The sequence below is a fragment of the Psychrobacter sp. ANT_H59 genome (assembly GCF_008369225.1).
Taxonomy (GTDB): domain Bacteria; phylum Pseudomonadota; class Gammaproteobacteria; order Pseudomonadales; family Moraxellaceae; genus Psychrobacter; species Psychrobacter cryohalolentis.
Genome location: NZ_VOBE01000001.1, coordinates 146,516 through 159,562 on the forward strand (window position 1 = coordinate 146,516; position 13,047 = coordinate 159,562).

General features: G+C 44.1%; 12 protein-coding genes. All 12 read left to right on the top strand.

Going from position 1 to position 13,047, the window contains the following annotated elements; all coding sequences use genetic code 11:
• The first annotated feature begins 22 nt into the window (after positions 1-22).
• A complete protein-coding gene (gene catA / locus FQ083_RS00545) occupies positions 23-946 on the top strand; it encodes a catechol 1,2-dioxygenase (protein WP_149408309.1) in 924 nt (307 codons plus the stop codon).
• A gap of 128 nt (positions 947-1,074) precedes the next feature.
• Complete coding sequence (benA, locus tag FQ083_RS00550; RefSeq protein WP_149408310.1) at positions 1,075-2,460, top strand: benzoate 1,2-dioxygenase large subunit; 1,386 nt, start codon at positions 1,075-1,077, stop codon at positions 2,458-2,460.
• A gap of 62 nt (positions 2,461-2,522) precedes the next feature.
• Complete coding sequence (gene benB / locus FQ083_RS00555) at positions 2,523-3,020, top strand: benzoate 1,2-dioxygenase small subunit (protein WP_149408311.1); 498 nt, start codon at positions 2,523-2,525, stop codon at positions 3,018-3,020.
• A gap of 65 nt (positions 3,021-3,085) precedes the next feature.
• The gene (gene benC, locus FQ083_RS00560) at positions 3,086-4,102 is read left to right on the top strand and encodes a benzoate 1,2-dioxygenase electron transfer component BenC (protein ID WP_149408312.1); all 1,017 of its coding nucleotides are present in this window, start codon (positions 3,086-3,088) and stop codon (positions 4,100-4,102) included.
• Positions 4,103-4,161: 59 nt separating this feature from the next.
• On the top strand, positions 4,162-4,941 hold the full coding sequence (locus FQ083_RS00565) for a 1,6-dihydroxycyclohexa-2,4-diene-1-carboxylate dehydrogenase (protein WP_149408313.1): 780 nt from the start codon (positions 4,162-4,164) through the stop codon (positions 4,939-4,941).
• 75 nt (positions 4,942-5,016) lie between these two features.
• On the top strand, positions 5,017-6,246 hold the full coding sequence (benE, locus tag FQ083_RS00570) for a benzoate/H(+) symporter BenE (protein WP_149408314.1): 1,230 nt from the start codon (positions 5,017-5,019) through the stop codon (positions 6,244-6,246).
• Positions 6,247-6,358: 112 nt separating this feature from the next.
• Positions 6,359-7,033 (top strand): 3-oxoacid CoA-transferase subunit A, encoded by a 675-nt coding sequence (locus FQ083_RS00575; protein ID WP_149408315.1) that lies wholly within the window; start codon positions 6,359-6,361, stop codon positions 7,031-7,033.
• A gap of 59 nt (positions 7,034-7,092) precedes the next feature.
• A complete protein-coding gene (locus FQ083_RS00580) occupies positions 7,093-7,752 on the top strand; it encodes a 3-oxoacid CoA-transferase subunit B (RefSeq protein WP_149408316.1) in 660 nt (219 codons plus the stop codon).
• A gap of 50 nt (positions 7,753-7,802) precedes the next feature.
• Positions 7,803-9,041 (top strand): 3-oxoadipyl-CoA thiolase, encoded by a 1,239-nt coding sequence (gene pcaF / locus FQ083_RS00585; RefSeq protein ID WP_149408317.1) that lies wholly within the window; start codon positions 7,803-7,805, stop codon positions 9,039-9,041.
• Positions 9,042-9,095: 54 nt separating this feature from the next.
• Positions 9,096-9,875, top strand: a complete 780-nt coding sequence (gene pcaD / locus FQ083_RS00590; protein ID WP_149408318.1) for a 3-oxoadipate enol-lactonase — start codon at positions 9,096-9,098, stop codon at positions 9,873-9,875.
• A gap of 80 nt (positions 9,876-9,955) precedes the next feature.
• On the top strand, positions 9,956-11,251 hold the full coding sequence (locus tag FQ083_RS00595; RefSeq protein ID WP_149408319.1) for a M20 family metallopeptidase: 1,296 nt from the start codon (positions 9,956-9,958) through the stop codon (positions 11,249-11,251).
• A 417-nt stretch (positions 11,252-11,668) separates the two neighbouring features.
• Positions 11,669-13,033: an aromatic acid/H+ symport family MFS transporter gene (locus FQ083_RS00600; protein ID WP_149408320.1), complete on the top strand. Its 1,365-nt coding sequence runs from the start codon at positions 11,669-11,671 to the stop codon at positions 13,031-13,033.
• The last annotated feature ends 14 nt before the right edge of the window (positions 13,034-13,047 follow it).

Sequence of the window (13,047 nt, forward strand, 5' to 3'; positions counted from 1 at the left end):
AGTCCTCAACAAGGAGAGAGACATGGAACGCAGCCAAATTGAAGCATTAGCCACTCAGTTCATCAAAGGCAAAATCGACTTCCCTGAGCAAGTCAATCCACGCGTACAAGAGATTGTCTTGCGTATCGTGACCGACCTTATGCAAACCATTAACGACTTAAAAATCACTGCAGATGAATATTGGTCTGGCGTTGAGTTTATCGGTGATTTGGGCAAAGAAGCTGGTTTATTATCACCAGGCTTGGGTTTCGATCACTTCATGGATTTAATGATTGAAGAGGATTTAAAAGCAGCCGGTCTTGATGGCGGGACTGTACGTACTATTGAAGGTCCGCTCTATGTCGCTGGTGCGCCAGAAGAAAAGGGCTTTGCGCGTCTAGATGATGGCACTGACCTTGATAATGGCACCGTGCTATTTATGCAAGGCACTGTTTATGGTGAAGATGGAAAGCCTCTTCCAAACGCAAAAGTTGAAGTGTGGCATGCCAACAGCTTAGGTAACTACTCTTTCTTTGATGAATCACAGTCTCATTTCAACTTACGTCGTAGCATCATTACCGATGAAAACGGAAATTATGCATTCCGCAGCATCGTGCCGCTAGGTTACTCGGTACCACCAGAAGGAATGACGCAAAAAGTATTGGGCGCGCTAGGACGTCACGGTCATCGCCCAGCTCACATTCATTTCTTTGCCAGTGCTGATGGTCATCGCAAACTGACCACGCAGATTAACATCGATGGCGATGAGTACCTATGGGATGACTTTGCTTTTGCAAGCCGCGAAGGTTTGGTACCAGAGGTAACGATGGTCGAAGATGCGGACAAGCTAAAAGAAAAAGCGCTTGATAAGCCTTACGCAAGTATCGACTTTGACTTTCATTTAGTAAAAGACATTGACCAAGCTATACAAGGCAGCGAAGTAGAACGCCGCCGTGCTCAAGGTTAATGAGCACTCATATTAAATAGCATTCATTAATAACTATTAGCGACTTACGTTTGATATGTCCTCAGTTGTCGTATCAAACGTTAGCTTCTAATCTCATTTTATACCGTCATTATACAAGGAAGGCAGCCATGAGCGAGCGTATCAATCTAGTACCTGAAGGATCAGACATCACTATTGATGATTTTTTAGAAGACAACAGTGAAAAAGGGATTTATCGCCTGCATCGTAGCGCCTTCACTAACGAAGAGTTGTTCGAGCTTGAGATGAAGTACATCTTTGAAAACAATTGGGTATATTTGGCTCATGAGTCTCAAGTTCCTGATAACAACGACTACTACACCTCATACATTGGTCGTCAGCCTGTTATTCTTGCCCGCAATAAAGAAGGCGAGCTGCATTGCATGATTAACTCATGCTCACATCGTGGTGCACAGCTCTGCCGACATAAAAAAGGCAATAAAGCCACTTACACCTGCCCATTCCACGGTTGGACCTTTAACAACTCAGGTAAGCTGCTTAAAGTTAAAGACCCAAGACATGCAGGCTATCCAGAATGCTTCAATAAAGAAGGCTCACACGACCTAAAACAAGTGAAGATGGCCAATTATAAAGGCTTTATCTTTGCCAGCTTAAATGATGATGTTCAGTCAATCGAAGACTGGCTTGGCGGCTCTACCAAAATTCTTGACATGATTGTCAATCAGTCGCCAGAAGGTCTAGAAGTTCTACGCGGCACCTCAACCTACACCTTTGATGGTAACTGGAAACTGCAAGCTGAAAACGGTGCCGACGGCTATCACGTATCAGCCGTGCATTGGAACTACGCTGCGACAACTGCGCGCCGTAAAGAAACTGAAGCTGTCAAAGAAGACAATATCAAAGCCATGAACGCTGGCAAATGGGGTCGACAAGGCGGTGGGTTTTATTCTTTTGAAAACGGTCACATGCTGTTATGGACACAATGGGAAAACCCACAAGACCGTCCAAACTATGCTTATCGCGATGAGTATGTCGCCAGCTACGGTGAAGCCATGGCGGACTGGATGATTGGGCGCTCACGTAATTTATGCCTATATCCAAACGTCTACATCATGGATCAGTTCAGCTCACAAATTCGCATGCTCCGCCCTATCGCGGTTGACAAAACTGAAGTCAGTATCTGGTGTATCGCACCAAAAGGCGAAAGCGATGAGGCACGTGCACGCCGTATTCGTCAGTATGAAGATTTCTTTAACGTTACTGGTATGGCAACACCTGATGACTTAGAAGAGTTCCGCTCGTGTCAAGAAGGTTATAACGGTATCAAGCTTGAATGGAATGATATGTGCCGAGGCTCTGAGCATTGGATTCAAGGTGCAGATGAAGGCGCTGCCGCTATTGACCTCAAACCTTTGATGAGTGGTGTTAAGACTGAAGATGAAGGGCTATATACCGTCCAACATCGTTACTGGCATGAAGAGATGAAAAAAGCTCTAGAGCAAGAGCAGCAGCTACACGGTGCTAATAGCGACTAATACATTTTTATTATTACTCTGCTATTTATTGTAGAACTGACAAAAAAATAAGGATATCAATCATGAAAAATGCAACTGTTAACATTGAAGACATTAGACAGTTTCTATACCGTGAAGCGCGTTTATTGGATGAGAAAAAATGGGAAGAATGGCTCACTTATTACGATGAAGACTGCCCTTTCTGGATGCCAAGTTGGGATGATGATGGTCAGCTCATCAGCGACCCACAACGAGAAATCTCGCTGATTTATTATCCGGATCGCCGTGGTCTTGAAGATCGTATCTTCCGCATCGAGACTGAGCGCTCATCAGCGACCATACCTGATACGCGTACCACGCACAATTTATCGAATATTGAACTACTCGAAGACAATGACGGTATTGTGAAGGTGCGTTTCAACTGGATCAACAAGTCCTTTCGCTATCACGAGACCAATACCTATTGGGGTTACTCTCAGTACAAAATAGACATGACTCAAGACCAACCAAAAATTTTGGATAAGTATGTGGTCTTAAAAGACGACTATGTGCATCAAATCATGGACGTCTATCACGTCTAATCATTATTCACTCATTATTTAGCCACTAGCTTTTAATTAATACGTGTTGAAAAGGGATATTTCTCATGGAATATAATATTGCTCTACAGTTCGAAGACGGCGTCACAGGCTTCATCAAATGTGAAGCCGACGAAACCGTCGCCGAAGCCGCTTATCGTCAAAAATTCAATATCCCTGTGGATTGCCTTGATGGTGCTTGCGGTACTTGCCGTTGCCACTGTGAATCTGGCAGCTACGACATGCACCCTGATATGTATATCGAAGATGCATTGACAGAAGCTGAAGCTGCTGAAGGTTATGTCCTCACCTGTCAGATGATTCCTGAGAGCGACTGCGTGATCAAGGTGCCCAGCTCCTCTGAAGCCTGTAAAGTTGGTAAATCTACTTTTAAAGGCAAATTACAACAACTCAATGTGTTGTCTGAATCTACCATTCATTTTGGTGTCGAAGTGGACAACTCAGACGCTTTGGTATTTCTTCCGGGTCAATACGTCAACATCCGTATTCCTGATACTGATGAAACACGCTCTTACTCGTTTAGCTCCGTGCCAAGCGCTAAGCAAGCTGAATTTGTCGTCCGCAATATTCCTAACGGCAAAATGAGCACCTTTTTATCTGATACTGCGACTATAGGTCAAGAGATTAATTTTGAGGGTCCATTTGGTAGCTTTTACCTGCGCCCTCTAATCCGCCCGACTCTATTTCTAGCAGGCGGTACCGGTATCGCGCCTTTTTTATCGATGCTAAAAAGTTTAGAGGTGTCTGGTGCTCATCATCCTGTCAGGATGGTCTACGGCGTCACCAACGATTTTGATCTTATAGAAGTTGAGAAACTAGAAGAAGTCAAACAAAACCACCCTTGGTTTGACTACCGCACCTGTGTCGCCACTGAAGACAGCCAGCATGAGCGTAAAGGCTATGTTACCGGTCATGTTGATAATGAGTGGCTGAACGATGGTGACGTCGATGTCTACTTGTGTGGTCCGTTAGGGATGGTGGATGCGGTGAGTAACTGGTTAGACAGCAGCAATCTAAAACCGAGTAATTTTTACTATGAAAAATTCACGCCCAGTGAACAATAACGTAGCCTAGCCGTATTACTCTACTAGCAAAGCATGAGCAAGATTTTTAGGAGACTGTCATGAGTAAAAGATTTGATAATAAAGTATGTATCGTTACTGGTGCCGCCCAAGGCATCGGACGCGGAGTCGCTTTACGTTTGGCAAGTGAGGGCGGAAAAATCGTCATGGCAGACTTTTCTCCATTAGTAGAAGAGGTGCTAGCTGAAATCATTACTGATGGCGGAGAGGCCGTTACCATTCAAGCTGACCTTGAAACCCATCAAGGTGCTAAAGAGGCTATTGATAAGGCACTTGATAGCTATGGGCGCATAGATATATTAGTCAACAATGTCGGCGGCGCAATATGGATGAAACCTTTTACCAGCTTTTCTGAAGCAGAAATCCAAAAGGAAATCAGCCGCTCATTATTTCCAACATTATGGTGTTGCCATGCGGTATTACCAACCATGGTCAAACAGCAGTCAGGCACTATTGTTAATGTGTCCTCTATTGCTACTCGCGGTATCAACCGCATACCCTACTCGACAGCAAAAGGTGGCGTGAACGCCATGACCGCATCGCTCGCTTTTGAATATGCAAACGATGGCATCCGTGTGAATGCAGTAGCAACTGGCGGTACTGAAGCCCCGACTAGAAAAATTCCTCGTAATGCCAATCCTTTAACTGCCGATGAAAAACGCTGGATGGATGCCGTGGTTGACCAAACCATTGATCGTACCTTTATGAAACGCTACGGCACAATCGATGAGCAAGTGAACGCTATCGCTTTTTTAGCGTCTGATGAGTCTTCTTATATCACTGGTAGTACTATTCCTGTGGGCGGTGGCGACGAAGGATAACAATAAATCTGCCAATTAGTAGCATGCATCTTAATTTGCAACCCCGTAACGAATGCTAATTTGCAAGGAAGCAATATGGCCTCTGTAATCCAAACCTTAAAAAACGACTGGTCGCTCTCCGCATCGGTTGCAGGGTTCTTAGCGGTTCTGATTTCTTATGCTGGTCCTTTAATTATTTTTTTTCAGGCCGCACAAGCCGCGCAAGTATCAGATGCCATGATGGCGTCTTGGATTTGGGGGGTCTCCATCGGTGCTGCCATTCCCGGTATTTATTTATCTATTAAATATAAAACACCGGTTATCACGGCATGGTCCGCACCTGGTACCGCTCTACTGGTTACCCTATTTCCACAGATGAGTATCAATGAAGCCGTTGCTGGTTATATCATCTCAGCCATTGTGATATTTATTGTTGGGGTGACCGGTTACTTTGACAAAATTCTAAGAGGGATTCCTAACGGTATCGCCGCTGGCATGATGGCAGGCATCTTATTTCAGTTCGGCTTAGAATTATTTGTCGCAACTGACACGATGCCATTTATTGTTTTTAGTATGTTGGCTTGCTACCTATTCGCTAAACGCTTATCACCACGCTACACGATGATCTGGGTACTACTGTGTGGCGTCATCTTAAGTATCTTACTTGGCAAAATGAACCCTGTCGATTTTAATTTAGCCATTACTATACCCACTTTTATTGCCCCTGAATGGTCGTGGAACTCAACGTTTAACCTCGCTATACCACTCATCCTTGTGAGCTTAACAGGTCAATTCTTACCCGGTATGGCTATTTTAAATCTAAGTGGCTATGACACGCCAGCCAAACCTATCGTTGCTGTTTCTAGTATCGCCTCCTTAGCTGTTGCTTGTGTCGGCGGTATTACTATTGTACTTGCTGCCATCACTGCCGCGCTGTGTACTGGTAAAGATGCTCATGAGATAAAAGAGAAACGCTATATTGCAGGCGTCGCCAATGGCATTTTCTATTTATTTGGCGGTTTATTTGCTGGCAGTATTGTGATGGTATTTAGCTTACTTCCAAAAGAGCTTGTCGCGGCACTAGCCGGTCTTGCATTAATCGGTGCCATTTCTGCCAATATTACGCTCGCTATGAAAGACGATGATCAAAGAGACTCTGCCTTAATTACATTTTTGGCCACTGCATCGGGTATGAGCTTTTTGGGATTAAGCTCTGTATTTTGGGGCATTCTTATCGGCATGATTGCTCATCACATCGTAACCAAAAAACGCCTATTACCCACATTATCAACCTCATTAAAGAGCGCTAATGATGAAGCCAATTAAGAGTGGCGCTCTTACGACAAAACTTAAGTAGTCTCAGAGCAATGACTCAACCTGTGCACCGCTTATCAACCTTAAAGACATTACCTCATATGAATTTTTATAGGATATAGACATGATTAATAAAGCTGATAAAAGCATCTCTGACGTACTCAGTCAAATTAAAGATGGCGCTACCATTATGATTGGTGGTTTTGGTACTGCAGGTCAGCCTGCTGAGCTAATTGATGGCCTGATCAACTTGGGTATTAAAGACTTAGTTATCATCAATAACAATGCCGGCAATGGCGACCATGGTCTTGCCAAACTCTTAAAAACGGGTGCTGTGCGTAAAATCATTTGCTCTTTTCCGCGCCAGTCCGACTCTTGGGTATTTGATGAGCTTTATCATGCTGGCAAGATTGAACTTGAGCTAGTACCACAAGGGAATTTGGCTTGCCGCATTCAAGCAGCTGGTATGGGACTCGGTGCGGTATATACGCCCACAGGATTTGGTACCTTACTGGCAGAAGACAAAGAGACTCGTAATATCGATGGCAAAGACTTCGTTCTTGAATATCCGATCAAGGCTGATTTTGCTTTAATTAAAGCCGATAAAGGCGATCGTTGGGGCAACTTGGTGTACCGCAAGTCTGCCCGTAACTTTGGTCCAATCATGGCAATGGCAGCTGACGTGACTATTGCTCAAGTCTCTGAAACGGTTGAGCTTGGCGCGCTTGATCCTGAGCACGTTATTACGCCGGGTATCTTTGTACAGCATGTGGTGCACATTCAGCCTGCTAGCACTTAATCTACTAGCCCTGCTACTACAGCCACCGCTTAATACTGCCAACTATAAGGAGCGTCATCATGAACCATACTTCCTACACTGTTTTGACCCGCGATCAAATCGCCGAGCGCGCTGCACAAGATATTCCAGATGGCGCCTATGTCAATTTAGGCATCGGACTACCGACCAAAATTGCCCAATACCTACCGGATGATAAAGATGTATTTTTGCATTCAGAAAACGGCTTACTAGCTTTTGGACCCCCACCTACCAAAGGTAAGGAAGACCCTGAGCTGATTAATGCCGGAAAAGAGTATGTCACCATGCTCGATGGCGGTAGCTTCTTTCATCATGGCGACTCCTTTGCCATGATGCGTGGTGGTCATATCGACATTTGCGTATTGGGCGCGTTTCAAGTTGCTGAAAACGGCGATTTGGCCAACTGGAGCACGGGTGCGCCAGATGCAATACCTGCTGTTGGCGGCGCTATGGACTTAGCCGTCGGTGCCAAAAAAGTCTTTGTGATGACCAATCACACGACCAAAACTGGCGAGCCTAAAATCGTCAGCGAGCTTACCTACCCTGTGACTGGCAAAAATTGTGTGGATCGTATTTATACTGATCTCTGCATCATCGATGTGACTGATAAAGGTATGGTCGTCACGGAGATAGTTGACAACTTAAGCTTTAAAGACTTACAAACATTGACGGGTTCGACGCTAATTGACGCTACTAAATAAAAAGCCCACTTAATCAAAGCCTAGAACAATCAAAACTTAGGATAATCGCCATGATCGATTCAACCACTGGTTTAAACAACGCTTATATTATTGATGCCATTCGCACCCCTTTTGGACGCTACGGCGGCGGTCTAGCACCAGTACGTGCCGATGACTTAGGTGCTATACCTATCAAGGCGCTAATCGAACGTAATGCCAATGTCGATTGGGTAAAAGTAGATGACGTTATTTACGGCTGTGCTAATCAGAGCGGTGAAGACAATCGCAACGTCGGGCGTATGTCGTCGTTACTAGCTGGCCTACCTTATCAAGTGCCTGCCACTACCGTGAATCGCTTATGCGGCTCGTCTATGGATGCGTTAGCGATAGCGGCGCGCGCGATTAAAGCGGGTGAAGCCAACCTTATTATTGCAGGTGGCGTTGAGAGTATGAGCCGTGCGCCATTGGTAATGAGCAAGTCAGATCAAGCGTTTGGTCGTAGTCAAAAGCTCGAAGATACCACGATGGGCTGGCGCTTTATCAATCCAAATCTTGATGAGCTATATGGCACGGAGACCATGCCACAAACCGCCGAAAATGTCGCAGAGCAGTTCAATGTCAATCGCGCTGACCAAGATGCATTTGCATTACGTAGCCAACAACGTACCGCAGCGGCGCAAGAGGCAGGATTTTTCAACGATGAGATTACTCCTGTCAGCATCCCGCAGCGTAAAGGTGATCCTGTCAGCGTCGATACTGATGAGCACCCTCGTGCTGATACCACACTTGAGAAGTTGACCAAGCTGCGCCCTATCATCACCGCAGATGGCACCGTGACGGCTGGCAATGCATCAGGTATCAATGATGGCGCAGCGGCTTTTTTAGTAGCATCAGAGCAAGCCGTTAAAGAGTTTAATCTAAAGCCGCGTGCACGTATTGTGGCCTCAACTACGGTAGGCGTTGAGCCACGTATTATGGGCTTTGCTCCCGCACCAGCGATGAAAAAGCTGCTTAAGCAAACTGGACTGTCACTTGATGAGATGGATGTCATTGAATTAAACGAGGCTTTTGCCGCTCAAGCTCTCGCCTGTACGCGTGACTTAGGATTATCTGATGATAGCGAGCGCGTCAACCCTAATGGCGGTGCGATTGCCCTTGGTCACCCGCTTGGCGCCTCAGGCGCACGTTTGATTTTAACCGCTCTCAATCAACTTGAGAAAACAGGTAAGCGTTATGCCATCTGCTCAATGTGTATCGGCGTAGGACAAGGTATCGCGATGATTATTGAGCGGGTTAATTATCAAGCGTGATCCTCATCTCTACATATGCCTTCAACATTTTAGTCCTAAAAAAGGATGCTTAGTATGCCCATATTTGACAATCAAGAAATAGCTCTAAATTACGCCACGTTTGGTGATAGCAGCAATCCTGCTCTGATATTTTCCAACTCCTTAGGTACCAGCTATCATATGTGGCAGCCACAAATCGATGCCTTGCAGCACGATTATTTTATTATCTGCTACGACACCCGTGGCCATGGTAAGTCTTCTGCACCAACAGGTCCTTATAGTTTGGATCAGCTTGGGCAAGACGTCATTAACTTGCTGGATTACTTGAATATTGATAAAGCATTTTTTTGTGGCATCTCTATGGGCGGTATGACTGGTCAATGGTTGGCTATTAATCACCCCAACCGCTTTCATCACTTAATGCTATGCAATACCGCCGCGAAGATTGGTAATGAGGCGGCATGGGTAGATCGTGCGCAATTGGTACGTGAGCAAGGTCTAGAGCCTATCGCCACTACAGCTGCCTCGCGTTGGTTCACAGCAAGATTTATCGATAACCATCCTGATGTAGTTAAAGCATTATCTGACGCTCTCGCAGCTGGCAGTAGTGAGGGTTATGCCAGCTGCTGTGAGGCATTATCTGTCGCTGATACTCGCGAGCAGTTAAAGAATATCCGCGTGCCAGTCACAGTGCTTGCAGGATCTGAAGATCCAGTAACAACAGTTGCCGATGGTCAATATATGGTCGATCATATACCTAACGCTAAGCTGACTACTATCGATGCCTCGCATATCTCGAATATTGAACAGCCTGAAGCATTCAATAAACTCGTGCGACAATATTTAAATATTTAATAGCGCTATTGGTCACTAAAATTATCACATGAGCATATCAAAGCAATAACAAGGAAGTACCATCAAACAAGGAAGACAGTATGAAACGATCATTATTATCATTGGTTATCGGTATTTTTGCTTTTAGCACATTTAGTGCTCATGCCAACATCAATATCGATAAAGAAGTTAAAAGTATTGAAAAAAAGGTGATTGAATGGCGTCGGGATATTCACAAACATCCCGAATTGAGCAATAGAGAAACTCGTACTGCCGCTCTTGTTGCCAAGCATCTAAAATCACTAGGTATGCAGGTCGAAACTGATATAGCGCATACAGGTGTTGTTGGTTTTTTGAAGGGAGCTAAACCTGGCCCTACAGTGATGCTACGTGCAGACATGGACGCATTACCCGTTACCGAAAAAGCAGATGTGCCTTTTAAATCAACCATTGTGACTAAGTATATGGGTGAAGACGTTGGGGTCATGCATGCCTGCGGACACGATACTCATGTTGCTATGCTAATGGGAACGGCTGAAGTACTAGCTGCGGTTAAAAATGAATTGCACGGCAATATCATGTTTGTATTTCAACCTGCCGAAGAAGGTGCCCCTGAAGGTGAAGAAGGCGGTGCTGAGCTCATGCTGAAGCAAGGCATTTTTAAAAAGTATAAGCCTGAGGTTGCGTTTGGATTGCATGTTATGTCGAGCTTAAATAGTGGCCAAATTGGCTACCGAAGCGGCCCTATTATGGCGAGTGCTGATACCTTTGATATAACAGTAAACGGTAAACAAACTCATGGCTCAGCGCCCTGGAATGGGGTCGATCCTATTTCAACTGCGGCGCAAATCGTTACCGGTGTTAATCACATAGTGAGCCGTCAGATTGATATTACTAAAGAGCCCGCTATTGTCTCATTCGGTAAAATAGGTGGCGGTGTACGCGATAATATTATTCCAGATAGTGTCAATATGATTGGTACTATTCGTAACTTTGATATGGATAATCGCGACCAAATTTTTGATAAGATGAAAACCACGGCCACTCATATAGCAATGGCATCAGGCGCTAAAGCTGACGTCAAAATCAATAAAGGTTATCCAGTTACGATTAATGACCCAGCCCTTACCGCGCAAATGTTACCGACGCTCAAAAACGTAGCAGGTAAAGACAATGTACTTGAGGTGCCTAAACTAACGGCATCTGAAGATTTCTCATTTTATGCCCAAGAAATACCTAGTTTATTTTTCTTTTTAGGCGGCACTCCAGTAGGACAAGACGTTAGCAAAGCGCCGTATAATCATTCCCCATACTTTTATGTAGATGAATCATCATTCAAAGTTGGTACTAGAGCGCTTAGCCAATTAGCAATAGATTATTTGGCTATGAAAAAATAACTTTCTAAAAGAGCGATATCTATTGGTATGAGCACTTGCTTAAATCAATAATTAAAGTCGTTATTTTATCTCTTACAACCGATATAATTTAATAAAAATCGAAACAGCTCATATATTTAAAAGATATATGAGCTGTTTTTTCATCTACCTCTTAAGAAGCATTCTCTCTTAGCAACAAGCGCATAAAATTCAGAAAAACAGATATCTAAAGGTTTATTAGTTGTTTAGACATTATTTTAGTAAAAATACACTTTTTTATTCAAGCCATCTACTCGTACTTGTACTTTCTAATCTGCCATAAGATCAAAATCCATACCTTATAGGTATATATTTATACTTAGATGGTTTTTGACTTGATCATCAGAAAACAATAACTTGTTAGATACTTATAAGGATATTACCCATGGAGAAAAACGAATGGAATCACCAACCTTAAACATCAATAAAGTTATTGATGAAGCCAAATTTGCTCCTTTTCATTGGAAGGTGCTGTTTTGGTGTCTATTGATCATTATCTTTGATGGTTATGATCTCATCATTTATGGAGTGGCCCTACCGTTACTCATGGAAGAATGGTCATTGACCGCGGTACAAGCAGGCTTTCTTGCCAGCGCAGCACTTTTTGGCATGATGTTTGGTGCCATAATTTTTGGTACTTTGTCTGATAAAATCGGTCGAAAAAAGACCATCATGATATGCGTCGGTCTATTCAGTAGCTTTACCTTTTTCGGTGCTTTTGCTAATGGTCCGATGCAGTTTGCAGCTTTACGCTTCATTGCTGGTCTTGGTATCGGCGGCGTGATGCCGATTTGTGTGGCGCTGACCTCTGAATACGCCCCAAAGCGTATTCGTAGTACTCTAGTCGCTATTATGTTTAGTGGTTACGCGATCGGCGGTATGGCATCAGCATTATTGGGATCGTTTTTGGTGGTAGATTACGGTTGGGAGATTATGTTTTATATTGCAGGCATTCCTACCTTACTCTTACCAATCATTTGGAAAATGCTGCCTGAATCCTTGATGTATTTGGTCAAAGAAAAAAGACATGATGAAGCCAAAAAAATCGTCCGCAAACTTGCACCACAAGAGACTATCACAGCCTCTACTGACTTAATCTTAGATGAGCCAACCAAAGGCGATGACGCTCCTATCAAAGCGTTATTCCTAAAAAATAGAGGTTTTACCACCATCATGTTTTGGGTAGCTTTCTTTATGTGCTTGTTGATGGTATATGCTCTCGCCAGCTGGTTACCAAAGCTTATGATTCAAGCAGGTTATTCACTAGGCGCTAGTATGCTGTTCTTATTTGCGCTCAATATTGGCGGTATGGTCGGTGCTATTGGTGGCGGTGTGCTAGCCGATAGATTCCATCTAAAGCCTGTATTAACCGTTATGTTTGTCGCTGGTGCAGCCGCGTTGATATTACTTGGCTACAATAGCCCTCAAGTGGTGCTATATACCCTAATCGCGATTGCAGGTGCTACTACTATCGGCTCACAGATTCTGCTCTATACCTTTGTTGCTCAGTATTATCCGACTGCTGTACGTACGACAGCTATGGGCTGGGCATCGGGTATCGGTCGCATTGGTGCTATCGTAGGTCCTATCTTGACTGGGGCGCTACTCACGCTCGAGCTTAGCCACCAAACGAACTTCTTATTTATCGCCATACCAGGAATAATTGCAGCCGTTGCTATTTTCTTAGTAAACCTTAATGCAGCCGTAGATAGTAAAAAAATTCAAGAAAAACCAGTCACTTTAGACACACCTATAGCGACCTAAATTTGATTTCGACT

What these genes read in the sequence shown, in the direction of transcription:
- FQ083_RS00565 (WP_149408313.1), top strand. Translation starts at nt 4,162, where the DNA reads ATGAGTAAAAGATTTGATAATAAAGTATGTATCGTTACTGGTGCCGCC.
- FQ083_RS00595 (WP_149408319.1), top strand. Translation starts at nt 9,956, where the DNA reads ATGAAACGATCATTATTATCATTGGTTATCGGTATTTTTGCTTTTAGC.
- benA (WP_149408310.1), top strand. Translation starts at nt 1,075, where the DNA reads ATGAGCGAGCGTATCAATCTAGTACCTGAAGGATCAGACATCACTATT.
- FQ083_RS00575 (WP_149408315.1), top strand. Translation starts at nt 6,359, where the DNA reads ATGATTAATAAAGCTGATAAAAGCATCTCTGACGTACTCAGTCAAATT.
- FQ083_RS00600 (WP_149408320.1), top strand. Translation starts at nt 11,669, where the DNA reads ATGGAATCACCAACCTTAAACATCAATAAAGTTATTGATGAAGCCAAA.
- FQ083_RS00580 (WP_149408316.1), top strand. Translation starts at nt 7,093, where the DNA reads ATGAACCATACTTCCTACACTGTTTTGACCCGCGATCAAATCGCCGAG.
- benB (WP_149408311.1), top strand. Translation starts at nt 2,523, where the DNA reads ATGAAAAATGCAACTGTTAACATTGAAGACATTAGACAGTTTCTATAC.
- benC (WP_149408312.1), top strand. Translation starts at nt 3,086, where the DNA reads ATGGAATATAATATTGCTCTACAGTTCGAAGACGGCGTCACAGGCTTC.
- benE (WP_149408314.1), top strand. Translation starts at nt 5,017, where the DNA reads ATGGCCTCTGTAATCCAAACCTTAAAAAACGACTGGTCGCTCTCCGCA.
- catA (WP_149408309.1), top strand. Translation starts at nt 23, where the DNA reads ATGGAACGCAGCCAAATTGAAGCATTAGCCACTCAGTTCATCAAAGGC.
- pcaD (WP_149408318.1), top strand. Translation starts at nt 9,096, where the DNA reads ATGCCCATATTTGACAATCAAGAAATAGCTCTAAATTACGCCACGTTT.
- pcaF (WP_149408317.1), top strand. Translation starts at nt 7,803, where the DNA reads ATGATCGATTCAACCACTGGTTTAAACAACGCTTATATTATTGATGCC.